This is a genomic window from Spongiactinospora sp. 9N601, assembly GCF_044326295.1.
GTDB lineage: Bacteria > Actinomycetota > Actinomycetes > Streptosporangiales > Streptosporangiaceae > Spongiactinospora > Spongiactinospora gelatinilytica.
In genome coordinates, this window is sequence record NZ_JBIRBB010000001.1 from 292,468 (window position 1) to 317,298 (window position 24,831).

Consider the following 24,831-nt stretch of genomic DNA (forward strand, 5'->3'; position numbering starts at 1 on the left):
CCTGCGTACGGCTGCCACTCCCGCCTTACAGGATCAGCAGCTCTCTGGTCGTCTGGGTGAGGAGCTCCGGTCGGTCGACGCGCGTCACGAGCGTGTCCTCGATGCGAACCCCGCCCCTGCCGGGGAGATAGACCCCCGGCTCGACGGTGATCGGAACTCGATCCTCTATCCTACCGGGCTTGTCCCGGCCCAGAAACGGAACCTCGTGGATCTCCAGGCCGATCCCGTGCCCGAGCCCGTGCTCGAAGTGCTCGCCGTGCCCGGCCTCGGTGATCAGATCGCGGGCGGCGGCGTCCAGGTCGTGGGCGGTGATCCCTGGCCTGACCGCGTCCCTGCCCGCGCGCTGCGCCGCGCGCACGAGTTCGTACAGCTCACGCTGCCAGTCGGCGGGCGGGCCGACCATCACGGTCCTGGTCATGTCGGCGTGGTAGCCGGCGTGCAGCGCGCCGAAGTCCATCGTGACGAACTCGCCCGCGGCGACCGGCCGGCCGGTGGGCGAGTGGTGCGGCACCGAGCCGTTCGGGCCCGCGGCCACGATGGAGTCGAAGGCGGGCTTGTCCGCGCCGAGTTCGAGCATCCGGCCGTGCAGCATGCGGGCGATCTCCCGTTCGGTCACCCCGGGCCGGATCGCGGCGAGGACGTCGGCGAACGCCTGGTCGGTGATCGCGCACGCGGTGCGGAGCAGGTCGATCTCGGCCTCGTCCTTGACCGTCCGCACCCCTTCCACCAGCCCGGAGAGCGGCAGCGGGTCGCCGTGCACGCCCTCCTGCGCGGCGATCCTGCGGAACTCGGCGACCGGCAGGTGGTGGCCCTCGACCGCCAGCCGTACCGGACCGGCGCGCCCGGCGAGCGCGCCGGCGGTGTCGCGCTCCTCGATGACCTCGATGTCCGCGCAGACCTTCCGCGCCGTCTCGGCGTAGCGCTGGTCGGTGGCCAGCGCCGCCTGCCCGCCGGCCGTCACCAGCAGTGCGGCGTTGCTGCTGACCAGGCCGGTGAGGTAGCGGACGTTGACCGGCTTGGTGACCAGGATCGCCTCGGCGCCGGCCGTCACCAGCAGTTCGGACACGCGCCTGCGGCGCTCGTGGTGGTTGGCGGACATGCGCCGAATGTACGGCACGCGGCATAACGTACGGCAAGGACCCGCCGGGAAAGACCTTCCATCGGACACGGCACGCGGCCCACTGCATCGCCTGCAAGTCTCACCATAAGGCGATTAATTCCATGACTTTCGGATATGACGATATGTCATGGCGATTGTGCGATAAGTTGGCCATCTCGGCGGCCGGACTCGCCTCTCCTCCCTGACGGGTGCGGTCCGCCGTGGGGCCCCGTGCCCCGATGCACGGCAGCGGCCCCCGCCCTGTCCCGCAGGGCGGGGGCCTTGGCGCTCGCCGGCGCGGCCGGCGCGGCCGATCAGGAGGCCAGGTCCCTGATCCGCTCGATCAGTTTCACCCGCTCTCCCGGCGTGTCCGCGAGCGGCGTGACATTGAGCGTGGTCACCCCCGACTCGCGCAGCGCCTGGATCCGGTCGCGGACGAAGCCCTCCGGGCCGATCAGCGAGGACTTCTCCAGGAGTTCGGCGGGGACCAGCGCGGCGGCCTCGTCCTTCTTGCCCTCCAGGTAGAGGTCCTGGATGCGCTCGGCCTCCTGCTCGTACCCGTAGCGGCGGGCCAGGTCGTTGTAGAAGTTGTGGCCGCGGGCACCCATGCCGCCGATGTACAGCGCGAGCACCGGCCGGACGAACTCGCGCAGCCCGGCGACGTCGTCGCCGATGGCCAGCGGGGCCTGCGCGATCACGTCGAGCGGGCCGAGCCCGGGGTCGCGGCGGGCCAGGCCCTCCGCGAGCGGCCCGCCCCACACGGCGGCGGCCCTCTCCGGCAGGTAGAAGATCGGCTGCCAGCCCTCGGCCAGCTCGGCGGCCAGCGCCACGTTCTTCGGCCCGATCGCGGCCACCACGACCGGGATGCGGTCGCGCACCGGGTGGTTGATCAGCTTGAGCGGCTTGCCGAGGCCGGTGCCGGCGCCCTCGGGCAGCGGCAGGGTGTAGTGCCTGCCCTCGTACTCCAGCCGCTCCCGCCGCCACACCTTGCGGCAGATCTCGATGACCTCCCGGGTGCGGCCGACCGGGGCGGTGTACGGCACGCCGTGGAACCCCTCGATGACCTGCGGCCCTGAGGTCCCCAGGCCGAGTACGAACCGGCCTTCGGAGACGTAGTCCATTCCGGCCGCCGTCATCGCCAGCAACGTCGGAGTGCGCGAGTAGATCGGCAGGATGCCGGAGGCGATCCGCACCCGCTCGGTCACGGCCGCGATGTAGCCCATCTGGCTGACGGCGTCGAAACTGTACGCCTCGGGGACGAAAACGATGTCGAGCCCGGCCTTTTCGTGATCGACCAGCTCGGCCACCGTCTCTTTGAATCCCCCCGCGTATCCAAGTGCCATACCGATGCGCATGCGGACGGTGCCTCCAAAAGGCCACAGAATCATATTCGGTCAGGTGTCAGCGTATAGGCCGTGTGTCGGCCTGGCGACGGCCGGACGCTCGCCCTAGCCTTACCCATTCCGGCGTGCGAGCGGGCGGGACGGGGACGGTGTGCTGCTGAAGAGGACGATCATCGTGGTGGCGGGCCTGCTGGCGCTGCTGCTCGGCGGTCACCGGCTGGTACCGGACGTCGGCGGCGTCATGCCTGTCGTGGAGAGCCTGCTGCCGTGGCTCGGGGCCGGGGTGCCGGTACTCCTGCTGGCGTCCTGCTGCACCGGCTCCTGGCGGCCGGTGGCCGCCTCGCTCGTCCCGGCCGCCGTGTGGGGCGCGATGTTCGGGCCCACGTTGCTGCGCGACCCGCCGGGCGGGCCCAGCGACCTCACCGCGACCACGCTCAACGTGGGCGCGGCCAATCCCCGCCCCGCCGACGCCGTACGCGCGGTGGCCGGCCGCAGCGACCTGCTCGCCCTCCAGGAGGTGACCGGACCGGCGCTGCGCGCGGTGGGCCGCGAACTCCGCCGCCGCCACCCGCACTCCTACACGGCGGGCACCGTCGGGCTGTGGAGCCGCCACCCGATCGTCTCGGCCCGCCGCATCGACGTGGGCCTCGGCTGGGACCGGGCACTGCGCGCGGTCGTCAGGACCCCGGGCGGCGAGGTGACGGTCTACGTCATGCACCTGGCCTCGGCCCGGCCGGGCCACACCGTACGGCGGGACCAGACCCTCCTGGTGGCCAGACGCCTGGTGGAGAACGACCCGAGCGAGCGGCTCCTCCTCCTGGGCGACCTCAACACCGCCACCACCGACCGGCGGCGCACCGGCCTGGCACCCCCGCTGTCGGACGCCCACCTGGAGGCGGGCACCGGCTTCGGCTTCACCTGGCCCGCCGAGTTCCCGATCACCCGCCCGGACCACATCCTCTACCGCGGCCTCACCGCCACCCACGCCGACATCCACCCGGCCCCAGGCAGCGACCACCACGCCGCCCACGCCTCCCTCCGCCTCTCCCCCCACTGACCGGTCCCCACCACCGGAAAGGGCGGCGAGCCGACTCACCCACCGAAGCCATCAGCCATAGAGAACCCCGTCGCGACAGCAACCGGGACCCCACGGCCGCTGAAGGCAGCGAGACGGTTCACCCCCGGAGCCGAAAGCCATGAAGGACCACATGGGGACAGCGCCCGGGTCGCCACCCACGGAAAGCGCGACGAGGCGGCTCGCTCTGCGGCGCAAGAAGCCGCCGAGGACCCGATGGCGCAGCACTCGGAGGCCACCGCCCGCTACGCGGCGAGCCGGCTCACCCACCGAAGCCGCGAACGTAGAAGACCCCCGTGGCGGCAGCAAGCGGATCGCCACCGCCGCTGAGGGCCGCGAGAGGGGCTGCCGGAGCCGGAAAGCGTACAAAACCCCGCTGGGGCAGCAACCGGGGACGCCATCGCCGGAAAACACGACGAGGCGGCTCACCCGGCGGAGTCGGAAACGCTGGAGGACTCCCTGGGGGCTGCGGCCGGGTCGCCACCGCCGGTGAGGGCCGCGAGAGGGGCTGCCGGAGCCGGAAGGCGTACAAAACCCCGCTGGGGCAGCAACCGGGGACGCCATCGCCGGAAAACACGACGAGGCGGCTCACCCGGCGGAGTCGGAAACGCTGGAGGACTCCGTGGGGGCTGCGGCCGGGTCCGCGCCGCCGCTGAGGGCGGCGAGGTCGTGCGGGGTGTCGATGTCGGCGGGGTCGCCCACGTCGTCGCAGGGCACTTGGGTGACCAGGCCGGGGTTGGCGCGCAGGAACTCCCGCGCGCCGACGTCGCCGACCGCCGACCCGGCGACCGCGGCGACGTGCTCGCGGGCGATCAGGACGGGGTTGCGGGGCCGCCCGCCGTACGTGGCGACGGCCAGGCTCGCGCCCGCATGTGCGGCCTCGATGAGCCGGGCCACCGCGCCCGGCCCGATCCGCGGCTGGTCGACCAGCATGATCACGACCCGCTCGGCCTCCACGGGAAGCGCGGCCAGCCCGGCGCGCAGCGAGGAGCCCATCCCGGTACGCCAGGCCGCGTTGTGGACGACGACCGCCCCCCGGACCTGCACCAGCGTGGCCCCCAGCACGACGATCACCGGGTGGCAGCCGCCCTCCCGCAGCGTACGTACGGCCCGATCGACCAGCCGCTCCCCCGCGAACTCGATCTCCGCCTTCGGCATGCCGAACCGCGCACCCTCACCAGCGGCCAGCAGCAACCCCGCGGTCCCTGTCGAAATCCTCATCGCTCAAGTGTTCACCGCCTCCCCGGCAGTTCCCGACACCCTCAGGTCAAGAAAACACCCAACCCCACCGGAGCCATCTCCCATTTCCGACACCCCACACCAAAGAAACACCCGACCGCCCCGAGATGCAGCCCCCTCCGCCGTACTGATTTCCCCACGGACGATGGACACAGGGAATCAACGCCAGAACCTGCACAAATGTGAACTCACCCACCCTCTCCAAAAGCGGACACACCCGCCCGTCCGGCGGACGACACGCCGCTGCGGCGGGCCCGTCGCCGGAGTCCAGGCGGTGGACCTCGCAGGACGAAGCCCGGACCCACCGAACCGATGGCGCAGCTCGGCCTCCGGCTTCGAGATCCAAGACGTCACTTCGCCCCGCACCTTTCCAGAGTGGCCGGCCACCGCACTCACGCCACCCCTTCGGACGGCATCCACCCTGGCCGTACGGCGGACGACACGCCGCTGCGGGCAGGGGTCCCCGCCGGTGGCGTGCAGATCCCAGGCAACGGCGGATCTCGCAGGACGGAGCCCGGAGCCCGTGCCCGTCGTGCTGCCTGGGGTCATGGCCAAGGCCGGTGCTTTCGTCACGCGCTCGCGGGGATGGGGGCGATCGGCTGTACTACCCGGTGGCCGGGCCGCGTCAGAAGATTCGGTACCGGATCTCGTGGCCAGGACGGGCCCATCCCGTCATAGAGCCAGGGCCACGTTCGACATCAGTACGCGACGCTCCGAGCGACAGCGCGCCCCCTCGTGCCCCCGGGCCGATGAATCGGTACCGGCACCCACAAACCAGGACGGAGCCGTACCGTCCACCCCCAAGGCAGCGCCTAACGATCAGCACACCCCAAGGAACAGCACAGCCCCTCAAACGCCCCCAGGGGAAAACCGGGCCCGTCGTGCCACCTGGGGCCGAGCCGGTGTTCGGTACGCGCTCCAACGGGCGGTGCGGTCCCTTCGAGCCACCTCGGGCCGATGAGTCGGTACCCGCTCCCAGGGGGAGGCTCGGGTCCCTGTACCGCCCGGGGCTGGGGTGAGGACGGATGAGTCGGTACCGGGGCTCCCGTAGGGCAGGACGGGCGCTGCCGTCCTGGAGCCAGGGGCCCGTCTGAAACTCAGTGCGCACCCCAGGCGGCGGCTCGGCCCCTCATGGCATCCCGGGCCCGATGATTCGGTACCCGGCGTGTGGTCGGTCTCCCCTGCCGCCTTCAGGTCGGGAGGACGCCCAGGCTCACCCGGCCCCGAGGTCAGATCTCACCGTGGATGCGGCCGGTGGTGTCGGTGAGTGGCCGCCCCGAACCTCCCCAGCGCAACTGGATCAGCTCGGCGGCGATGGCGACCGCGGTCTCCTCAGGGGTGCGCGCGCCGAGGTCGAGGCCGATCGGGGAGCGTAGCCGGGTGAGTTCTTCCTCCGTCAGGCCCGCCTCGCGCAGGCGGGTGATCCGGTCGTCGTGGGTGCGGCGGGAGCCCATCGCGCCGACGTAGCCCGCGCGGGTGCGCAGTGCCACCTCCAGCAAGGGCACGTCGAACTTGGGATCGTGGGTGAGCACGCAGATCACCGTGCGTTCGTCGACCGTGACCGAGGTGAGGTAGTCGTGCGGCCACTTCACCACGACCTCGTCGGCCTCGGGGAAGCGCTTTTCGGTGGCGAAGACCGGCCGGGCGTCGCAGACCACGACGTGGTAGCCGAGGAACTTGCCGATCCGCGCGACGGCGGCGGCGAAGTCGATGGCCCCGAAGACGAGCAGCCTCGGCGGCGGGGCGAAGGACTGGACGAACACCGACAGGTCGTCGAGCCTGCGCTCGCCGCGCGCGCCGTACCGGCGGATGCCGGTGAGGCCCTGGGCCAGCATGCCGCGGGCGTCGTCGTCGATGGCGGCATCGAGCCTGGGCGTGCCCAGCGACCCCGACGCCCGGCCCGGCCACACGACGCGCCGGGCCCCCGCCCGGCCGGGGCCGGACAGCACCGTGGCGACCGCGACCGGCTCGTGGGCGGCGATCGAGGCGGCGACCTCGCCCAGCTCCGGGTAGGTGTCGCGAGACACCGGCTCCACCAGGACGTCGATGATGCCGCCGCAGGTCAGCCCGACCGAGAACGCCTCGTCGTCGGACACGCCGTACCGTTGCAGCACCGGCTCCCCCGCGGCGGTGACCTCCTGGGCCAGCTCGTAGACCGCCCCTTCGACGCAGCCGCCGGACACGCTGCCGACCGCCTCGTCACCGAGCACCGCCATCGCCGCGCCGGGCGGCCGGGGCGCGCTCCGGAACGTTCCGACAACGGTGGCCAGGCCGAACTTCTCCCCCGCCGACCACCATTTGATGATCTGCGACAACACATCACGCATGTCCGAGCCTTCCTGCGAGGTCCTGGAAAGCGGCCAGGCTGTGACCGGCCACGAAGTCGTCGAGGTAGGGCAACGCGGCGCGCATCCCGGCGGTCAGCGGCTCGTAGCCCTCATGCCCCTTGTGCGGGTTGACCCAGATCACCCGGTGGGCCAGCCGGGACAGCCGGGCCATCTGCGCGCCCAGCAGGGCCGCGTCGCCGCGCTCCCACCCGTCGGAGGCGATCACCACCGTGGCGCCCCGCGCCCGGTGCGAGGCCAGGAACTCCTTCAGCTCCTCGCCGAGCCGGGTGCCGCCGCTCCAGTCGGGGATGGCGGCGGAGGCGGCGGTCATCGCGAGGTCGGGGTCGCGGTGGCGCAGCTCCGGGGTGAGCCGGGTCAGCCGGGTGCCCACGCTGAACACCTCGGTGGCCCGCGGCTCGGATCTGGCCATGGCGTGCGCGAAGCGCAGCAGGGTGTCGGCGTAGGAGGACATCGATCCGCTGACGTCGATCAGCAGGACCACCGCGCGGGGGCGGCGGCGATGGGCCCGGCGGCGCAGCAGGGCGATCTCACCGCCCCGGCGCAGCCCCTCTCGGATCGTGCGCCGCTCGTCGAGGACGCCGCGGTGGGCCGGCGCGAACCGGCGCGACCTGCGCCGCTCACGCTCACCGGCGAGCAGGGCGAGCATCCGGTGGATCTCGGCCCGCTCGGCGGCGGTCAGCGCGGCCACGTCGCGGTGGCGGAGCCGTTCGGCGTCGCTCGCGGCGACGGCCTGGGGCTCTCCGGGGTCGCGGGGATCGGGGCCGCCCCGGTCGCCGTCGAGGGTCGTGAGGTGGCGGGTGACGGTCATGGCCGGCGGCGCCGCGCGGGACGCCCCGGGCCGCAGGCCGCCGAAGTAGGCCGTGAAGCATCTGTCGTAGCGGGGCAGGTCGTCGGGGGACGCGCACAGGGTGAGGCGGCCCGCCCAGTAGAGGCCATGGGGGTCGGCCACGCCGAGGGCGGCGGCGGCCCGCAGCATGTTCTGGGTGCGCTCGTGGTCGGCGGGCACCCCGGCGGCCCGCAGGGTGCGGGCGAAGCCGGTCAGCGTGGCCACGACGCGGCCGGGGATCTCACTCATGGCGCAACAGCCCGTCGCGCAGCACGGACGCCTGGTCCTCGCGGTGTTTGAGCAGCGCGCCGAGAGAGGCGGCGGCCAGGCCCGGGTCGAGGTCGCGGGCCCCCAGGGTGAGCAGCGCCTCCGTCCAGTCGAGGGTCTCGGCGATGCCGGGGGGTTTGACCAGGCCGGCCGAGCGCAGCCGCCCCGCCACGCCGGCGACCTGGGCGGCCAGGCTCTGGCCGCAGTGCGGCAGGCGGCGCAGCAGGATCGCGACCTCCCGGTCGAAGGAGGGGTGCTCCAGCCAGTGGTAGATGCAGCGGCGTTTCAGCGCGTCGTGGACCTCGCGGGTGCGGTTGGAGGTCACCACGACGACCGGTGGCGTCTGCGCGCGGATCGTGCCGAGCTCGGGCACGGAGATGGCGTAGTCGGACAGGGTCTCCAGCAGGAACGCCTCGAACTCGTCGTCACCGCGGTCGATCTCGTCGACCAGCAGCACGCTGGGCTGGGTCTCCAGCGCGGCGAGCAGCGGCCTGGCGATCAGGAAGCGCCGGTCGTAGAGCTCGCCCTCCAGCCGGGCGGCGTCGGCCGCACCGGCGGCCTCCGCGGCCTTCAGGTGGAGGAGCTGGCGCGCGAAGTCCCAGTCGTAGAGGGCGTGCGCGGCGTCCAGGCCCTCGTAGCACTGGAGCCTGATCAGTGGCGCGCCGAGCACCGCCGCCAGGCATTTGGCCAGCTCGGTCTTGCCGACGCCGGCCTCCCCCTCCAGGAACAGCGGCCGGCGCATCCGCAGCGCGAGGAAGCAGGCGGTGGCCAGGCCGTCGTCGGTGAGGTAGGCATGGGCGTCGAGCAACCGGGCGAGCCCGGCGGGGGACTCGACCCCGGTGGCGGTGGTCGTCGCGCGCAACACAACATCAGGCTACGCGCGCCCGCCACGGGCACCGCCCAAAGCGCTGCGACCTGTGGACATCCCCGCCGCACAACGGCTTGTCGCCTGTGGACAACCCCATCTCCCGCCCCCGGCGCCCCTCCTCGCCCCGGACACCACCCATGATTCGGTACCGACTCCTCCGCCTTCCTGTGGAGCGGAGGTGGCGGGGTCGGTGGGGCTTGTGGCGCGGCGGGGCGGTGTCCCGGCTCAGGGGGAGGGGGGTTCGCCGGCTTCGCCGCGCTCGTGGATGAGGGCGGTGAGTTCGGCGACCTGGCGGCGGGCGCGGTCCTTTTCCGAACCCTGGATGCCCATCGCGCCCACCGTGGAGCCGTCGGCGAAGTCGATCTTCGCCCAGGGCTCGCCGTCGATCAGGGTGACATCGATGACCTCGGGCCAGGTGTAGCGGTGTGAACGCAGGGCGTTGATCAGGGTGATCCCCGCGTCGTCGGCTTCGACCCGGCAGCGGCCGAGGAGGTGCAGCACCCCGGCGAAGACGCAGCCGAGGCCGACCATGGCGATCTTGTCGGCGAGGCCGAACGGCTCGGGGAGCGCGATCGCGAAGATCAGCGCCCCGATCACCGCAGCCGCCGCGAAGCCGTACGCCACCAGCCTGCCTCTGCGTGGCCGCCAGGTGACGGGCAGGCTGGGCGGAGTGACGAAATCTGGCATCGGCGGCGCTCTCATCGGGTCGTTTCCTCGGATGCCGCCATGTGGGCGCGCGCCCGCACGGTGGCGAAGACGGAAGGCAACCTACCGCACCCGCCCGCCGGTCCCGCGGATCACCTCACCCCCGCCCCGAAGGCCCTCCGATCCGAAAGCCTCCCCCGAATGCCCCCGAAACCCCCGAAACCCCCGAAGGCCCTCCGGCCCGCGGACGCTCACGCCTGCCGCAGCCCGCGAAGGGTCAAGGCGGTCTCCAATGCCGCCACCGTCGCCTCGTAGCCCTTGTCCTCCTTGCCGTGCGGGCCGGAGCGGGCCGTGGCCTGGTCGAGGTCGTCGCAGGTGAGGACGCCGTTGCCGATGGGGGTCTCCTCGTCCAGGGAGATCCTGGTGAGTCCCGCCGTGACGGAGTCGCAGACGTAGTCGAAGTGGGCGGTCTCGCCGCGGATCACCGCGCCCAGGGCGACCACGGCGTCGTGGGAGCGGGCGAGGGACTGGGCGACCACCGGGATCTCCAGGGCGCCCGCGACGCGCACCACCGTCGGTGTCGCGCCGCAGTCGCCGGCGGCCTGTACGGCGCGCTCCACCAGCCGGTCGGTGATCTTCTCGTGCCAGCGGGCGGCCACGATCCCCACCGTCAGCCCCGCCGCCGGCACGGCGTGGGCGTCCGGACGTCCGCCTGAACTCATGAGATCTCCTGCGGGATGTCGTGGCCGAGGCGGTCGCGCTTGGCCATCAGGTACTTGCGGTTGAAGGGTGTGACGGCCGCCTCCATCGGCTCCCGGCCGAGCACCTTGATGCCGTAGCCGTCCATCCCGCGCGTCTTGGCCGGGTTGTTGGTGAGCAGCCGGACCGACTTGACGCCCAGGTCGGCCAGTATCTGCGCGGCGTTGGAGAACTCCCTTGCGTCCACCGGCAGGCCGAGTTCCAGGTTCGCCGAGACGGTGTCGCTGCCCGCGTCCTGGAGGCTGTAGGCGCGGAGCTTGGCCAGCAGGCCGATCCCCCGGCCCTCGTGCCCGCGCAGGTAGACGATGACCCCGCGGCCCTCGGCGGCGATCGCCGCCATGGCGGCGTCGAGCTGGACGCCGCAGTCGCAGCGCAGCGAACCGAGCACGTCGCCGGTGAGGCATTCCGAATGCGCCCGGACCAGGACGTTCTCTCCGTCGGCGAGGTCGCCGTAGACGAGCGCGAGGTGTTCGCCGCCGTCGAGCGTGCTGGCGTAGCCGTACGCGCGCCACTGGCCGTGCCGGTTGGGCAGCGCGGTCTCGGCCACGCGGGTCACCATCCGCTCGGTGCGGCGGCGGTGGTCGGCCAGTTGCTCGATGGAGATGAGGGCGAGGTCGTGCTCGTCGGCGAACGCGCGCAGCCCGGGCAGCCGCTTCATGGTGCCGTCGTCGTTGACGATTTCGCAGATCACGCCCGCGGGCGCCAGCCCGGCCATGACCGCCAGGTCCACCGCGGCCTCGGTGTGGCCGCGCCGGGCCAGTACGCCGCCTTCGGCGTAGCGCAGCGGGAAGATGTGGCCGGGCCGTACCAGCTCGTACGGCTCGGTCGCCGAGTCGCACAGCGTGCGGATGGTCCGTGCCCGGTCGGCGGCCGAGATGCCGGTGGACACGCCGTCGCGGGCGTCCACGCTGACCGTGTAAGCGGTGCGCATGCGCTCGCGGTTCTCGCCGACCATCAGCGGCAGCCCGAGGCGGTCGAGCTCCACCCCGCGCATCGGCACGCAGATCACGCCGCTGCCGTGCCTGATGGTGAAGGCGACCAGCTCGGGGGTGGCCTTGGCGGCGGCGAAGATGAGGTCGCCCTCGTTCTCGCGGTTCTCGTCGTCCACGACGATGACGGGCCTGCCGTCGCGGATGTCGGCCACGGCCCGCTCCACCGGGTCCATCTTGATGTCGCTCATGCGCTCACCACCTTCTCCACCGGCACCGCGGTACGGGACCGGTACTCACGCGTCCAGGTCACGAAGCCCACGGCGACGAGCACGAGGAACACCCCGTACACGACACCGGAGACCACCAGTCCGGCGCCGAAGGCCAATGGCACGCCGACCAGGTCGACGAGCACCCATATCCACCAGAAGTCGATCAGCGCGCGTCCCTGGGCGAACGTGGCCACCGCGCTGCCGACGAAGATGTAGGCGTCCGGCAGCGGGTTCCAGGAGATCTCGAAGAGGTTCTGGTTCACCAGGTGGAAGGCCAGCGCGACCACCCCGGTACCGGCGATCATGACGCTGATCAGCGTCACCCGTTCGGCGATCGTGCCGGGGCGTACCGGCAGCGTGCGCTCGGCCCGCATGCCACGCGACCACTTCCACCAGCCGTACACCGCAAGCGCCGCGAACAGCGCCTGCTTGAGCGCGTTGCCGGTCACGTGGGCGCTGATCGAGGCCGCGAACAGCAGCGAGGAGGCGAAGAGCTGGACCGGCCAGGTCCAGATGGTGCGCCGGATGGCCAGCATGACGGTCGCCAGGGCGCCGATGTTGCCCACCAGGTCGATCCAGACGACGTGCTGGCCGAACAGCTCGAAGCCCGCGGTCGCCCATGTGGTGCCGCCGCTCATGCCCGGGCCTTCGGGCGGTGGGCGACGGTCAGCCGCTCGACGTACTTGGCGATCACGTCGACCTCCAGGTTCACCGGCTCGCCGGGCGCGCGCAGGCCGAGCGTGGTCTCCCGCAGGGTCGTGGGGATCAGCGCGACGGCGAACTCGCCCGGGGCGACCGCGGTGACGGTGAGGCTGACGCCGTCGATCGCGATGGACCCCTTCTCCACGACGTAGCGTTCGAGGTCGTCGCCGAGGGAGAAGCGCACGTCGTGCCAGTCGGTCCCGGGCTCGCGGGAGAGCACCACGCCGGTGCCGTCCACGTGGCCCTGCACGATGTGGCCGCCGAGCCTGCCGTCGGCGCGCAGCGCGCGTTCCAGGTTGACCCGGTCGCCCGCGCCGAGCCCGCCGAGCGTGCTGCGCCGCAGCGTCTCCGGCATCACGTCGGCGGTGAACACGTCGCCGTCGAGTCCGGCGACGGTGAGGCAGACGCCGTTGACCGCGATCGACGCGCCGTAGGCGGCGTCGGCGGAGACGGTCGCGCCGCGGATCGACAGCCGCGCCGCGCCGTCACGCGGCTCGACGGCGACCACCTCGCCGAGCTCTTCCACGATTCCGGTGAACATCCCCTTCAGTTCTCCTCACTGGGTGCCGGCCGGGCGGTGACCCGTAGGTCCGGCCCGACGCTGACGACTTCCTCGAACACCAGCCGGTGGGTCTGCCCGATCGTCCGCACCCCGGCGGGGCCGAGCGCGGCGGGCCCGTCGCCCAGCAGCGCGGGCGCGAGGTAGCCGACCACGCGGTCGATCAGTCCTTCCCTCATGAAGGAACCCGCGAGGGTCGGCCCGCCTTCCAGGAAAATGCCGACAATGTCTCTTTTGTGGAGTTCAGCCAGGAGGGCGCGCAGGTCGAGCCCCGTTCCGGGGGCGCGCGGCAGCCGTACGACCTCGGCGGCCCCCACCGGCCCCGGCACGGCGTCCTCGGCCACGGCCAGCAGCGTGGGGGCCTCCCGCGACAGCACTTCGGCATCGGCCGGGACACGCCCGCGGGTGTCCACCACGACCCGCAGCGGCGGCCCCGAGGGCCGCTCCAGCGGCGGGCGGGCGGTGAGCCGGGGGTCATCGGCCAGGACGGTGCCGACACCGGCGAGGATCGCGTCGCTGCGCGCGCGGAGCAGATGTACGTCGGCCCGGGCCTCGGCGGAGGTGATCCACCGGCTGGTGCCGTCGGCCGCGGCCGACCTCCCGTCGAGCGTGGCGGCGAACTTCCAGGTCACGTGGGGGCGACCGCGGCGCACGAAGGTGAGCCATTCGGCGTTGCCGCGCTCGGCCTCCTCGGCCAGCAGCCCGGTCTCCACCGCCACGCCCGCGGCGCGCAGCCGGGCCGCCCCGCCGGCGGCGGCCGGGTTGGGGTCGGACACGGCCACCACGACCCGCCGTACGCCGGCCTGGAGCAGCGCGAGCGAGCAGGGACCGGTGCGGCCGGTGTGGTCACAGGGTTCGAGGGTGACGTAGGCGGTGCCGCCCCTGGCGCGCTCGCCCGCCTGGCGCAGCGCGACCACCTCGGCGTGCGGCCCGCCCGCGCGGGCGTGGAAGCCCTCCCCCGCCACCTGGCCTCCGGCGTCGAGGATCACGCAGCCCACGACCGGGTTGGGACTGGTCGTCCCGCGCCCGCCCGCGGCGAGCGCGATCGCCCGGCGCATGTGCATGAGGTCGCTCACCCCTGGCCCTCCTGTTCGCCATCGGCTGCCGAGCCGTGGCGGGCCCCGGGGGTGTGGACGGGATGCGTCAACAGCACATCCGTCTGGCAGCGGACGCGCTCGTCGCGCGCCGCCACCCGCGTGCCGCCTCCCATCCGGACTTTCACCGTCGGTACCGGAATTTCACCGGATCCACCGGCCGATGGCTTCGGCCGGGTCGCGGACTGTAACCGCCGGTTCGGAATTACACCGACCCCGGAGCACGCTTGCTCACCTCTCAGTGTGCCATGCCGGGATAAAACGCGCGCCTGGGATGGGGTGGTGCCAGGATCGGGCACCCGAACCCGCCTCGAAACGATCTTCCTCGGGGGCGCCTCGGAGGTGCCGAGCCCCCGGCCGCGTTCGCGCGCGGGTCAGAATGGCACCGCATTGTCAGTGCCACGTCATAGCCGTGTCACAAATCCGTGAAATTGAATTCACAGCCTTACCGGATTCTCCCGCAGCACAACGCCCCAGGTCAATACATCGATGACAACAAGCCCATTTACTTTGCACAACAAAGCACGCTTTATATCTTGATCCTGTGACAATCCATTGATTTGCGGCCAGGCGTTTTGCAAGGGTTCCTCGTAGCCGGAGAGGTCCGTCCCCGGCACGTGACTCGGGGAGTCCTCACAGCGATGACCATGCCTGCGCCGGCCCTACCGGAAGCGTCCGCCGACCCTGGCGGGCGCCCGCCGGACGCCGGATCCGCCGGACGCTCACCGGGCCGGCTCACCTGGATGCGTTTCCGCCGGGACCGCACCGGAGTGATCTCCGCTTTCGTGGTGCTGTTCTTCTTCGTGGTGGCACTGGCGGCCCCGCTCATCTCCATGGCATATGGAAACGACCCGTACACGCAGTACGGCCAGGAGCGCGAGGGCCTGCTCAACGAATTCGGCTATCCGCTGCTGCCCAACGGCGGAATCAGCGGCGAATTCTGGTTCGGCCTGGAGCCGGGCCTCGGCCGCGACGTCTTCATGCTCCTGGTCTACGGGATCAGGACCTCACTGCTGATCGCCGCCGCCGCCACCCTGCTGACCACCCTGATCGGAGTGATCGTCGGCCTCGTCGCCGGATACGTGGGCGGCAGGACCGACTACCTGATCGGCCGGGGCATCGACATCCTGCTGTCGTTCCCCTCCACACTGTTCTTCATCGCCTTCATGCCGGTGGTGGAGTCGCTGTTCGTGTCGCCGCGCGAGGAGACGCCGGTCTGGCTGCGCACGGTCTCGCTGATCACCGTGCTCACCCTCTTCGGCTGGGCGACGATCGCCCGCCTGCTGCGCGGCCAGGTGCTGTCCCTGCGCGAGCGGGAGTTCGTCGAGGCCGCGCGGATCACCGGCGCCTCACCGGCGCGGATCATCTTCAAGGAACTCCTGCCGAACCTCTGGACGCCGATCATCATCCAGTCCACGCTGCTGCTCCCGGCGTTCGTGACCGCGGAGGCGGGGCTGTCCTTCCTCGGCGTCGGCATCATCGAGCCCACCCCCGACTGGGGACGCCTGATCCAGCGCGGCGCGGAGGTGTACCGCGACGACATCACCTTCCTCCTCTTCCCCGGCGTGTCCCTGGTGATCTTCGTGCTGGCCTTCAACCTGCTCGGCGACTCCGTCCGGGACGCGCTCGACCCCAAGACCCGCCGGTGACCCCCGGCGCCACCAGACCTGAACGACAGGACCTCCCGGTAAGGAAGGACGAGATGAGATATCCACGCAAGCGGGCGGTCACCGCCGTCGCGACATTGGTGGCGGGCGCGCTGGCCCTGTCCGCGTGCGCGCAGGGGGGCGGGGGCGGGCCGAAGACCAGCAACGCCGCGCCGACCAGGACGCAGGACGCCCAGGCGGCCAGCAAGATCAAGGTGGGCACCGCGGAGGAGTCCAAGGGCCCCGCCGCGGCCGAGCCCGGGGCGACCAAGGGCGGCACGGTCAACATGATCGACCGTGACGACTTCACCCACCTCGACCCGGCCCGCATCTGGCTGAACTACTACATGACCGCGTCCAAGCTGTTCACCAGGCAGCTCACCGAGTACAAGCTGGCGCAGGACGGCAGCCTCACGCTCGTGGGCGACCTGGCCACCGACGCCGGCACCACCGAGGACGGCGGCAAGACGTGGAAGTTCACCCTCAAGGACAACATCAAGTGGCAGGACGGGTCGCCGATCACCACGGCGGACATCAAGCACTCGTTCGAGCGCATCTACGCCGACTTCACCCCTGAGGGCCCGCCGTACGCCGAGGAGTGGCTGCTGCCCGAGGGCAAGAAGTACAAGGGCCCCTACGACGGCGAGCACCTGGACACCATCGAGGCGGTGGACGACAAGACGGTCGTCTTCCACCTGAACTCCCCGCACCCCGACTTCAATTTCACCGTGGCGATGACCGGCTACGGGGCCGTGCCCAAGAAGCACGACACCAAGCAGAAGTACGACAAGATGCCCTTCTCCTCGGGGCCGTACAAGATCGTCAGCCACGTCACCGACAAGTCCATGGACCTGGAGCGCAACGAGCACTGGGACCCGGCCACCGACCCGATCCGGAACGCCTACCCGGACAAGTGGCACATGGAGTTCGGTGTGCAGGCGCTGCAGTCCACCGACCGGTTCATCGCCGACAACGGCGCGGACAAGCAGACGCTGACCTTCCACAACCCGGTCGCCACCGAGCGGATCCAGCAGGTCGTCGGCGACCCCGAGCTGATGAAGCGCACGGTCCAGGGCCTGACGCCGTTCACCACCTTCTACAACATCAACAACAGCCGGGTGAAGGACGTGAAGGTCCGCCAGGCGCTGATCAGCGCGTTCCCGATGCAGCAGGTGCGCCAGTTGCAGGGCGGCGAGCTGGGCATCGGCAAGTTCGCCAGCACGATCATCAGCCCGACGGTCCTCGGCCAGGAGCCCTTCGACCTGTACGGCCAGCAGACCAAGCCGCAGGGCGACCCGGAGAAGGCCAAGAAGCTGCTCGCCGAGGCGGGCCAGCCCAACCCGACGATCGTGTACGCCTACAACCAGACCCCCACCCAGGAGAAGGTCACCGTCGCGATCAAGACGGGCCTGGAGAAGGCCGGGTTCAAGGTGGTCACCAAGCCGCTGAACCCCGCCACCTACTACGACGCGATCGGCAAGCTGGACAACCCCTACGACGTGTACTGGTCCGGCTGGGCGACCGACTGGCCGACCGGCTCGACGGCGATCACGCTGACCTACGACGGCCGTAAGATCGCCGCGCAGCAGCCGAACTACTCCCACTTCAACGACCCGGATGTCAACGCCGCGATCGACAAGGCCAGCGCGATCGTCGACCCGGCCGAGGCGGGCAAGGCGTGGGCCGCCCTGGACAAGATGATCATGGAGAAGGCGCCCATCATCCCCGAGTTCTACCAGTCCTACTTCGGTCTGTACGGCTCGGGGCTCGGCGGGGTGAAGTTCAACCCGGTCACCGGTGAGCAGCACCCGAACGACGTCTTCGTCAAGCAGTGACCCCTCGCGCGGCCGGCGACGAGCCCGCCGCGCGACCCAGAGGCGGCCGGTCCCGGTCGCGCCCGGGCCTGCCGCCCGGGGCGGCGGGCCGGCCGGTCCGCCGTGTGAACCCGCATCCCCGGCGGGCGGGCCACCACCGCCCGCCGTGGGCCCACCGGAGAATCCATGTACCGCTTCCTGGTCCGCCGGATACTCGGCGCCGCAGTGATCCTGCTGATCATCAGCGCGCTCACGTTCTTCCTGTTCTTCGCCATTCCCAGAGACCCGGCCGCGTTCGCCTGCGGCAAGCTCTGCACGCCAGAGACGCTGGAGATCGTGCGGCGCAACCTGGGCATCGACGAACCGGTCTTCCTGCAGTACTGGCACTGGCTGGTCGGCATCTTCGCCGGCCGGGACTTCACCTACGGCCACTGTGACGCGCCCTGCCTGGGGTACTCCTTCGTCAACCAGGAACCGATCTTCCAGGCGCTGGTGGACCGCTTCCCGACCACGCTGTCGCTCACCTTCGGCGCGGCCGTGGTCTTCCTGCTGTTCGGCATCGGCATGGGCATGATCGCGGCGGCCCGGCAGGGCCGCCCGGCCGACAAGATCGCCAGCTCCGCGTCGCTGATCGGCGCTTCCATGCAGATCTACTTCGTCGGCGTGCTCGCCACGTGGGTGCTGGTCGACCAACTCCAGATCATCGAGCGGCCCTCCTACACGCCGCTGACGGAGAACCCGTTGCAGTGGTTCTACGGGCTGCTGCTCCCCTGGCTGGTGCTGTCGATCATCTTCACCGCCAACTACACCAGGATGACCCGATCGTCGATGGTGGAACAGCTCGGCGAGGACTACGTCCGCACCGCGCGGGCCAAGGGCATGTCCGCGCGGACCGTGTTCCTGCGCTTCGCCTGGCGCGGCGCGATGGGCCCGGTCGTCACGATCTTCGGCGTGGACCTCGGCGTACTGCTCGGCGGCGCGATCATCACCGAGCAGACGTTCAGCCTGCACGGCATCGGCGAGCTGTCCATCAAGGCCGTGATCAACCAGGACCTGCCGATGCTGCTCGGCGTGATCCTGGTGGCGGCGACCGCCATCGTGCTGTTCAACATCGTCGTGGACGCCGCGTACGCGTTCATCGACCCCCGCGTACGGCTGAGCTAGGAGCCCTTCGTTGACTGCCCCCTTCCTGTCGGTCCGCGATCTGACGGTCGACTTCTCCACCGAGGACGGCGTCGTCCACGCGGTGAACGGCCTGTCCTTCGACATCGAGAAGGGCACCACGCTCGGCATCGTGGGCGAGTCGGGCTCCGGCAAGTCGGTGACCAACCTGGCCATCCTCGGGCTGCACGACCCGGACTTCACCACCATCAGCGGTGAGATCGTGCTCGACGGCCAGGAGCTGATCGGCGCGAGCCGCCGGGAGCTGGAACGGCTGCGCGGCAACAAGGTCGCGATGATCTTTCAGGACCCGCTGACCTCGCTCTCGCCGTACCACACGGTGGGGCGGCAGATCGGCGAGACCTACCGCAAGCACACCGGGGCGAGCCGGGCGAAGGCGCGGCAGCGGGCGATCGAGATGCTGGGCCGGGTGGGCATCCCGCAGCCGCAGAGCCGGGTGGACGACTACCCGCACCAGTTCTCCGGCGGCATGCGGCAGCGGGTCATGATCGCGATGGCCCTGGTCTGTGACCCCGACCTGCTCATCGCCGACGAGCCGACCACGGCGCTGGACGTCACCGTGCAGGCGCAGATCCTGGACCTGCTGCGCGACCTGCAAGAGCAGATGGGCACCGCGATCATCATGATCACCCATGACCTCGGCGTGGTCACCTCCGCCGCGCACGAGGTGCTGGTGATGTACGCGGGCAGGGCCGTGGAGCGGGGCACGGTACGAGAGGTGCTCGGCTCGCCGCGGCACCCCTACACCTGGGGGCTGCTGTCATCGCTGCCGAGGCTGTCCGCGCCGGTGGACGTCCCGCTCGTGCCGGTGCGCGGCACCCCGCCCAGCCTGCTCAACGTACCGCCCGGCTGCCCGTTCCACCCTCGCTGCGACTACACGGCCCTGGCGGGTCCGGGGCTGTGCGGGCAGGAGCGCCCCGAACTGTCCCCGCACCGGGGGCACGGCGACGCCTGCTACCTCACCCCGGCGCAAAAGCGTGACATCTTCCTGGAAAAGGTCAAGGAACACCTGTGACGGACACACTGCTGGAGATCTCCGGCCTGACCAAGCACTTCCCCGTCATGGGCGGGTTCCTGGTGAAGCGGCGGATCGCGAGCGTCCACGCGGTGGACGGCGTGGACCTGACCGTGCGCGCCGGGGAGAGCCTGGGGCTGGTCGGCGAGTCCGGGTGCGGCAAGTCCACCACCGGACGGCTCGCCGCCCGGCTGCTGGAGCCCACCTCGGGGACCATCCGCTACCAGGGCAGGGACATCAGCCACGCGTCCAGGAGCGAACTGCGGCCGATCCGGCCGGAGATCCAGATGATCTTCCAGGACCCGTACTCGTCGCTCAACCCCCGCCACACCGTGGGCGGCATCATCCGCGGGCCGATGGAGGTCAACGGGATCGACCCGCCCGGCGGCCGGGACGCGCGGGTACGCGAGCTGCTGGAGATCGTCGGGCTCAACCCCGAGCACTACAACCGGTTCCCGCACGAGTTCTCCGGCGGGCAGCGGCAGCGGATCGGGGTGGCCCGCGCGCTCGCGCTGCAACCCAAGCTGATCATCGCCGACGAGCCGGTCTCCGCGCTGGACGTCTCCATCCAGGCGCAGGTGGTCAACCTGCTCCAGCGGCTGCAACAGGAACTCGGCATCGCGTTCCTGTTCATCGCGCACGACCTGGCGGTGGTGCGGCACTTCTCCCAGCGGGTCGCGGTGATGTACCTCGGCAAGATCGTCGAGGTCGCGGACCGCGAGTCGCTGTACGAGCGGCCCCGCCACCCCTACACCCACGCGCTGCTGTCGGCGGTGCCCGAGGCGGGCCTTTCCGCGCCCGCCCGCGAACGGATCCGCCTGGCGGGCGACGTGCCCTCGCCCATCGACCCGCCGTCCGGGTGCCGCTTCCGGACCCGCTGCTGGAAGGCGCAGGACAAGTGCGCGACCGAGGAGCCGCCGCTGGTCCGCCTCGACGGCAACGGCGAGGATCACCTCACCGCCTGTCACTTCCCCGAGACACCCGGCCTCCAGGGCGGTGACGTGGTGCTCGACCCGGCGCTGAGCTAGCCGGCGGCGCCCTCGGCCAGCGCCCGCAGCGCGTCCACGGCCCTGGCCGGGTCGTCCGCGCCGTACACCGCGCTGCCCGCGACGAAGACGTCGGCGCCCGCCTCCGCGCAGCGCTCGATGGTCTCGGCGGACACGCCGCCGTCCACCTGGAGCCACACCTGGCCGCCGTGCGCCGTGATCAGCTCGCGCGTCCTGCGCACCTTCGGCAGCACGACGTCGAGGAACCGCTGCCCGCCGAAGCCCGGCTCGACCGTCATCAGCAGCAGCATGTCGATCTCGCCGAGCAGGTCGGCGTACGGCTCGATCGCGGTGGCCGGATTGAGCGCCAGCCCCGCCCGCGCCCCCGCCGAACGGATCTGGCGCAGCGTGCGGACCGGGGCCTTGGCGGCCTCCACGTGAATGGTCACGCTTCCGGCCCCGGCCTCGGCGTAGGCGGGCGCCCAGCGGTCGGGATCTTCGATCATCAGGTGGCAGTCCAGCGGGGTGCCGGCCGCCTTGCGCAGGGCCTCGACCACGGGCAGCCCGATGGTCAGGTTGGGGACGAAGTGGTTGTCCATGACGTCCACGTGCAGCCAGTCGGCATTGGACACGGCGGCGGCCTCGTCGGCGAGCCTGGCGAAGTCGGCGGAAAGGATGCTGGGCGAGATCTGTACGGCCATGATGGGAAAAGTCTATTGGGCCGGCGCGGGCCTCCGCGCTATCGGGGCGACACGGCGGCCTGCTCCCGGCGCTCCGGGACGGCCAGGCCCAGCCGCAGGAACACCAGCGGCGCGCCGAGCACGATCCACACCGCGACCGTGGTGTACCTGAAGGTGCCCGCGAGCACCGAGGTGCCGAGCGGCCAGGCCGCCAGCCACAGCAGTCCGGCGCCCGCCGCGCCGATCAGCAGGCGCAGCGCCCGCCTGCCCAGGGTGCCCGCCACGGAGAACCAGCCCAGCGCCCGCATCGCCGAGGCGCCGGCGAGCACGCCGAACAGCGCGCCGGACATGGCGGTGACCCGGGTGAGGCCGGACGGCCCCGCCTGGCTCACCGAACCCCAGGTGGGCGGAGATGTCCAGCCCTGCCAGAAGACGTCGGCGGCGAGCCCGGCCGCCAGCAGCGCGCCCGCCGGCGCGGCGGACAGCAGCACCTGCGCCGGCAGTGACCGCCCCCGCCACCAGGCGCCGACCCGGCCGGCGTACCGCAGGTGGCCGCCCAGCACCAGCGCTCCGATCAGGACGCCGCCGAGGACGTCGGTCGGGAAATGGACGCCCAGATGGACGCGGGACAGGCAGATGAGCGCGGCCACCGCGAACGCGCCCCACCAGGCGGCCGGGCGGTCGAGCACGCGGGCCGCGACACCGGTCGCCACCACGGAGGTCTGCGCGTGCCCGGACGGCAGGCCGAAGGACCGCTCCCCCGACAGCGCCTCCACCCTCGGGTCGATCCAGGCGGGCCGCGGCGCGTGGAACACCAGCTTGGCCACGGCGTTCAGCCCGGCCGACAGCAGGACGGCGACCCCCAGCCGGATGCCCAGCCGCGGGCTGACGCACCAGTACACGGTGGCCAGCAGCGCCAGCACCGCGCCGTCCGTGCCGACGGCGGAGGCCAGCCACATGATCGGGGTGAGCCAGCCGGGGAGGTCCTGGACCCACAGGACCGGCCCGATCTCCCACCGGTGCAACTCCTCTAAGAGGTCCACCGCCACACCGTACCCAGCGGCGAGGCGATAAGGCCCCGGGTTCGCCGATGAGCCGGGGGCGCTCAGCCCCCGGTGCGGCGCAGCAGCGCGAGGAACATCGCGTCGGTGCCGTGCCGGTGCGGCCAGAACCCCGCGTAGGGCCCCTCGCCGAGGTCGGGTACCTCGGGCAGGAACTCCCCGGCGTCGAGCCGCTCGGCGTCGTCTCTGCCGCCGAGCACGGCCGCCACCACATCGCGGGTCTCGGCCAGGTGCGGCGAGCAGGTCACGTAGGCCACGACGCCGCCCGGGCGCACCGAGTCGAGTGCCGAGCCGAGCAGCGTGCGCTGCAGCGCGGTCAGCTCGGCCAGGCTGCCGGGGTCGCGCCGCCAGCGGGCCTCCGGGCGGCGGCGCAGCGCGCCGAGCCCGGTGCAGGGGGCGTCCAGCATGACCCGGTCGAAGGCGCCGGGACGCCAGGCGGGCTCGGCGCCGTCGGCGACGATGACCGCCGCCTCGCCGATGGTCTGCCGGACCAGCCGGGCCCGGTGCGGTTGCAGATCGGCGGCCAGCAGCCGGCCGCCGGCGCCCGCCGCGACGGCGTCCAGCAGCCCGGCCTTGCCGCCCGGGCCCGCGCACATGTCGAGCCAGCTCCCGTCGGAGCCGGTGACCGGCACCCGCGTCAGGGCGAGCGCGACGAGCTGGCTCGCCTCGTCCTGTACCGCGGCCCGCGCCTCGGCCACCGCCGGCAGCGAAGCCGGGTCGCCTTCGGTCAGGTAGGCGGCGTACGGGGAGAACCGCGCGGGCTGCGCGCCGTCCTTGAGCAGCTCCTCGACCGAGGCCCGGCCGGGCCGGGCGACCAGGGTGACCTTGGGCCGCTCGTTGTCGGCCGCGAGCAGTGCCTCGGTCTCCTCCCAGCCGTCCGGCGCGCCGCCCTCTTCCAGGGCGTCGCGGAACGCCGAGACGATCCACCGGGGGTGGCTGTGGGCGACCGCGAGGTGCCCCACGGGGTCGTCGTCCGGGTGCGGGGCGACGATCGTGAGCCACGCGGGGAGGGCGCGCGTCGCGACCCTGCGCAGCACCGCGTTGGCGTACCGGGACGGGCCGATGCCGACCCGCAGCCGTACCAGCTCGACCGTGGTGCCCACCGCGGCGTGCGGGGGGACCCGGGTGCGCAGCAGTTGGTGGACGCCGATCCGCACGGCGTCGAGCAGCGGCGGGTCGATGTCCTCGGGCGGCCGGTCGCTGCACGCGGCGATGATCTCGTCGTAGGCGCCGAGACCGCGCAGCGTGCCGTAGGCCAGCTCGGTGGCGAGCGCCGCGTCGCGACCGCTCAGCCCGCGCTCGGCGAGCAGGCGGGGCATCAGCAGGTTGGCGTAGGCGTCTCGTTCGTCGACCGCGCGCAGCACGTCGTAGGCCGCGTTGCGGGCCTCGTCTCGGGCCGGCTTGCGGGATCGGACGGCCTTGCCCGCCCCGCGTCCCCCTCGCTGTGCCATTCCCGTCCCCACTCGACCTTTCTCGGAAAACCGCTGAAACTACTCGAAGCGCTCGCCCGAGGCGAGGCGGACCCCTCTGGCCCACTCGGCGGCCGTCATCGCGCGCTTGCCCTGGGGCTGGACCTCCCCCAGCTCCACCGGGTGGCTGGCGGTGCCGGCCAGCACGCGGTCCTTGGCCACCAGGATCTCACCAGGACCCAGTGCGGCGGCATCGGGCGCGGGCCGTACCGGGCCGAGCTTGACGCGGGCGCCGCGGAACTCGGTCCACGCGCCGGGCGCGGGGGTGCAGGCGCGCACCAGCCGGTCGACCCGGAAGGCCGGGGCCTGCCAGTCGGCCCGGGCGTCCGCCACATTGATCTTGGGGGCGTAGGAGACGCCGTCCGCCGGCTGCGGGCGGGCGGTGAGCGTGCCGTCCTCGATGCCGTCGAGGGTGGCCAGCAGCAGCCCGGCCCCGGAGATCGCCAGCCGGCCCAGCAGCTCACCGCTGGTGTCGGCCGGGGCGACCTCCTCGGTCACCACGCCGAACACCGGCCCCGCGTCGAGTTCCTTGACGATCTGGAAGGTGGTCGCGCCGGTGATCTCGTCGCCGCTGAGCACGGAGTGCTGTACCGGGGCCGCGCCGCGCCAGGCGGGCAGCAGCGAGAAGTGCAGGTTGACCCATCCAGCGGCGGGGATGTCGAGCGCGACCTGCGGCAGCAGCGCGCCGTAGGCCACGACCGGGCAGCAGTCGGGCCCGATCGCGCGCAGCCGGTCGAGGAACTCCGGGTCCGACGCCTTGGCCGGGCGCAGCACCTCCACCCCCGCCTCCTCGGCCACCTCGGCGACCGGGCTCGGGTGGAGCCTTCGGCCCCGGCCCGACGGCGCGTCGGGGCGGGTCACGACGGCGGCCACCTCGTGCCGCGACGAACCGAGCACGGCGCGCAACGACGGGACGGCGGTTTCCGGTGTTCCGGCGAAGACCAGGCGCACGC

Annotated in this window: 22 protein-coding genes and 1 riboswitch; of the genes, 6 read left to right on the plus strand and 16 right to left on the minus strand. The window is 72.0% G+C overall.

Features of this window, described 5'->3' with window-relative positions:
- Positions 1-25 precede the first annotated feature (25 nt).
- Entirely contained in the window at positions 26-1,099 is a 1,074-nt protein-coding gene (locus ACH34R_RS01235) for a M24 family metallopeptidase (RefSeq protein ID WP_397559417.1), read from the minus strand.
- A gap of 314 nt (positions 1,100-1,413) precedes the next feature.
- Entirely contained in the window at positions 1,414-2,487 is a 1,074-nt protein-coding gene (locus ACH34R_RS01240) for an LLM class F420-dependent oxidoreductase (protein WP_397559418.1), read from the minus strand.
- A gap of 106 nt (positions 2,488-2,593) precedes the next feature.
- Between ACH34R_RS01240 and ACH34R_RS01245 the strand changes: the two genes are divergently transcribed.
- Positions 2,594-3,499 carry an endonuclease/exonuclease/phosphatase family protein gene (locus tag ACH34R_RS01245; protein ID WP_397559419.1) on the plus strand — a complete coding sequence of 302 codons (906 nt, stop codon included), beginning with the start codon at positions 2,594-2,596 and terminating at the stop codon, positions 3,497-3,499.
- 606 nt (positions 3,500-4,105) lie between these two features.
- On the opposite strand, the gene ACH34R_RS01250 is transcribed toward ACH34R_RS01245, so the two are convergent.
- The 10 genes from ACH34R_RS01250 to ribD form a co-directional block, all read right to left on the minus strand.
- Entirely contained in the window at positions 4,106-4,738 is a 633-nt protein-coding gene (locus ACH34R_RS01250) for an NTP transferase domain-containing protein (RefSeq protein ID WP_397559420.1), read from the minus strand.
- Positions 4,739-5,985: 1,247 nt separating this feature from the next.
- Positions 5,986-7,083, minus strand: coding sequence for an XdhC family protein (locus tag ACH34R_RS01255; protein WP_397559421.1), 1,098 nt, complete (start codon positions 7,081-7,083; stop codon positions 5,986-5,988).
- The gene (locus tag ACH34R_RS01260) at positions 7,076-8,179 is read right to left on the minus strand and encodes a VWA domain-containing protein (RefSeq protein ID WP_397559422.1); all 1,104 of its coding nucleotides are present in this window, start codon (positions 8,177-8,179) and stop codon (positions 7,076-7,078) included. The genes ACH34R_RS01255 and ACH34R_RS01260 overlap by 8 nt, the downstream gene beginning before the upstream one ends.
- Complete coding sequence (locus ACH34R_RS01265) at positions 8,172-9,059, minus strand: AAA family ATPase (protein ID WP_397559789.1); 888 nt, start codon at positions 9,057-9,059, stop codon at positions 8,172-8,174. Before ACH34R_RS01265 ends, ACH34R_RS01260 begins: the two co-directional genes overlap by 8 nt.
- Positions 9,060-9,290: 231 nt before the next feature.
- Positions 9,291-9,752 carry a PH domain-containing protein gene (locus ACH34R_RS01270; protein ID WP_397559423.1) on the minus strand — a complete coding sequence of 154 codons (462 nt, stop codon included), beginning with the start codon at positions 9,750-9,752 and terminating at the stop codon, positions 9,291-9,293.
- 209 nt (positions 9,753-9,961) lie between these two features.
- Positions 9,962-10,432 carry a 6,7-dimethyl-8-ribityllumazine synthase gene (gene ribH, locus ACH34R_RS01275; protein ID WP_397559424.1) on the minus strand — a complete coding sequence of 157 codons (471 nt, stop codon included), beginning with the start codon at positions 10,430-10,432 and terminating at the stop codon, positions 9,962-9,964.
- A complete protein-coding gene (locus tag ACH34R_RS01280; RefSeq protein WP_397559425.1) occupies positions 10,429-11,649 on the minus strand; it encodes a bifunctional 3,4-dihydroxy-2-butanone-4-phosphate synthase/GTP cyclohydrolase II in 1,221 nt (406 codons plus the stop codon). The genes ribH and ACH34R_RS01280 overlap by 4 nt, the downstream gene beginning before the upstream one ends.
- Complete coding sequence (locus ACH34R_RS01285; RefSeq protein ID WP_397559426.1) at positions 11,646-12,308, minus strand: nicotinamide riboside transporter PnuC; 663 nt, start codon at positions 12,306-12,308, stop codon at positions 11,646-11,648. The genes ACH34R_RS01280 and ACH34R_RS01285 overlap by 4 nt, the downstream gene beginning before the upstream one ends.
- Complete coding sequence (locus tag ACH34R_RS01290; RefSeq protein WP_397559427.1) at positions 12,305-12,913, minus strand: riboflavin synthase; 609 nt, start codon at positions 12,911-12,913, stop codon at positions 12,305-12,307. Before ACH34R_RS01290 ends, ACH34R_RS01285 begins: the two co-directional genes overlap by 4 nt.
- Positions 12,914-12,918: 5 nt before the next feature.
- Positions 12,919-14,007, minus strand: a complete 1,089-nt coding sequence (ribD, locus tag ACH34R_RS01295; RefSeq protein WP_397559428.1) for a bifunctional diaminohydroxyphosphoribosylaminopyrimidine deaminase/5-amino-6-(5-phosphoribosylamino)uracil reductase RibD — start codon at positions 14,005-14,007, stop codon at positions 12,919-12,921.
- Positions 14,008-14,123: 116 nt separating this feature from the next.
- Positions 14,124-14,254: riboswitch (FMN riboswitch) on the minus strand.
- Between the two features lie 412 nt (positions 14,255-14,666).
- On the opposite strand from ribD, the gene ACH34R_RS01300 reads away from it, so the two are divergent.
- The 5 genes from ACH34R_RS01300 to ACH34R_RS01320 all read left to right on the plus strand — a co-directional run bounded on the left by ACH34R_RS01300 (position 14,667) and on the right by ACH34R_RS01320 (position 20,710).
- Positions 14,667-15,674, plus strand: a complete 1,008-nt coding sequence (locus ACH34R_RS01300; protein ID WP_397559429.1) for an ABC transporter permease — start codon at positions 14,667-14,669, stop codon at positions 15,672-15,674.
- A 53-nt stretch (positions 15,675-15,727) separates the two neighbouring features.
- A complete protein-coding gene (locus tag ACH34R_RS01305; RefSeq protein ID WP_397559430.1) occupies positions 15,728-17,506 on the plus strand; it encodes an ABC transporter substrate-binding protein in 1,779 nt (592 codons plus the stop codon).
- 165 nt (positions 17,507-17,671) lie between these two features.
- Positions 17,672-18,649, plus strand: coding sequence for an ABC transporter permease (locus ACH34R_RS01310; protein ID WP_397559431.1), 978 nt, complete (start codon positions 17,672-17,674; stop codon positions 18,647-18,649).
- A 10-nt stretch (positions 18,650-18,659) separates the two neighbouring features.
- Positions 18,660-19,682: an ABC transporter ATP-binding protein gene (locus ACH34R_RS01315; RefSeq protein ID WP_397559432.1), complete on the plus strand. Its 1,023-nt coding sequence runs from the start codon at positions 18,660-18,662 to the stop codon at positions 19,680-19,682.
- Complete coding sequence (locus ACH34R_RS01320) at positions 19,679-20,710, plus strand: ABC transporter ATP-binding protein (RefSeq protein ID WP_397559433.1); 1,032 nt, start codon at positions 19,679-19,681, stop codon at positions 20,708-20,710. Before ACH34R_RS01315 ends, ACH34R_RS01320 begins: the two co-directional genes overlap by 4 nt.
- On the opposite strand, the gene rpe is transcribed toward ACH34R_RS01320, so the two are convergent.
- The 4 genes from rpe to fmt form a co-directional block, all read right to left on the minus strand.
- On the minus strand, positions 20,707-21,369 hold the full coding sequence (rpe, locus tag ACH34R_RS01325; protein WP_397559434.1) for a ribulose-phosphate 3-epimerase: 663 nt from the start codon (positions 21,367-21,369) through the stop codon (positions 20,707-20,709). The two genes, ACH34R_RS01320 and rpe, sit on opposite strands and share 4 nt — an antisense overlap.
- 38 nt (positions 21,370-21,407) lie before the next feature.
- Positions 21,408-22,391: a phosphatase PAP2 family protein gene (locus tag ACH34R_RS01330; protein ID WP_397559435.1), complete on the minus strand. Its 984-nt coding sequence runs from the start codon at positions 22,389-22,391 to the stop codon at positions 21,408-21,410.
- Between the two features lie 62 nt (positions 22,392-22,453).
- Complete coding sequence (locus ACH34R_RS01335; protein WP_397559436.1) at positions 22,454-23,860, minus strand: RsmB/NOP family class I SAM-dependent RNA methyltransferase; 1,407 nt, start codon at positions 23,858-23,860, stop codon at positions 22,454-22,456.
- A gap of 39 nt (positions 23,861-23,899) precedes the next feature.
- A complete protein-coding gene (fmt, locus tag ACH34R_RS01340) occupies positions 23,900-24,829 on the minus strand; it encodes a methionyl-tRNA formyltransferase (protein ID WP_397559437.1) in 930 nt (309 codons plus the stop codon).
- Positions 24,830-24,831 lie beyond the last annotated feature (2 nt).

Coding starts and splice junctions, on each gene's coding strand:
- ACH34R_RS01235 (WP_397559417.1), bottom strand. CDS start 1,099: ATGTCCGCCAACCACCACGAGCGCCGCAGGCGCGTGTCCGAACTGCTG.
- ACH34R_RS01240 (WP_397559418.1), bottom strand. CDS start 2,487: ATGATTCTGTGGCCTTTTGGAGGCACCGTCCGCATGCGCATCGGTATG.
- ACH34R_RS01250 (WP_397559420.1), bottom strand. CDS start 4,738: ATGAGGATTTCGACAGGGACCGCGGGGTTGCTGCTGGCCGCTGGTGAG.
- ACH34R_RS01255 (WP_397559421.1), bottom strand. CDS start 7,083: ATGCGTGATGTGTTGTCGCAGATCATCAAATGGTGGTCGGCGGGGGAG.
- ACH34R_RS01260 (WP_397559422.1), bottom strand. CDS start 8,179: ATGAGTGAGATCCCCGGCCGCGTCGTGGCCACGCTGACCGGCTTCGCC.
- ACH34R_RS01270 (WP_397559423.1), bottom strand. CDS start 9,752: ATGCCAGATTTCGTCACTCCGCCCAGCCTGCCCGTCACCTGGCGGCCA.
- ribH (WP_397559424.1), bottom strand. CDS start 10,432: ATGAGTTCAGGCGGACGTCCGGACGCCCACGCCGTGCCGGCGGCGGGG.
- ACH34R_RS01280 (WP_397559425.1), bottom strand. CDS start 11,649: ATGAGCGACATCAAGATGGACCCGGTGGAGCGGGCCGTGGCCGACATC.
- ACH34R_RS01285 (WP_397559426.1), bottom strand. CDS start 12,308: ATGAGCGGCGGCACCACATGGGCGACCGCGGGCTTCGAGCTGTTCGGC.
- ACH34R_RS01290 (WP_397559427.1), bottom strand. CDS start 12,913: ATGTTCACCGGAATCGTGGAAGAGCTCGGCGAGGTGGTCGCCGTCGAG.
- ACH34R_RS01300 (WP_397559429.1), top strand. CDS start 14,667: ATGACCATGCCTGCGCCGGCCCTACCGGAAGCGTCCGCCGACCCTGGC.
- ACH34R_RS01305 (WP_397559430.1), top strand. CDS start 15,728: ATGAGATATCCACGCAAGCGGGCGGTCACCGCCGTCGCGACATTGGTG.
- ACH34R_RS01310 (WP_397559431.1), top strand. CDS start 17,672: ATGTACCGCTTCCTGGTCCGCCGGATACTCGGCGCCGCAGTGATCCTG.
- rpe (WP_397559434.1), bottom strand. CDS start 21,369: ATGGCCGTACAGATCTCGCCCAGCATCCTTTCCGCCGACTTCGCCAGG.
- ACH34R_RS01335 (WP_397559436.1), bottom strand. CDS start 23,860: ATGGCACAGCGAGGGGGACGCGGGGCGGGCAAGGCCGTCCGATCCCGC.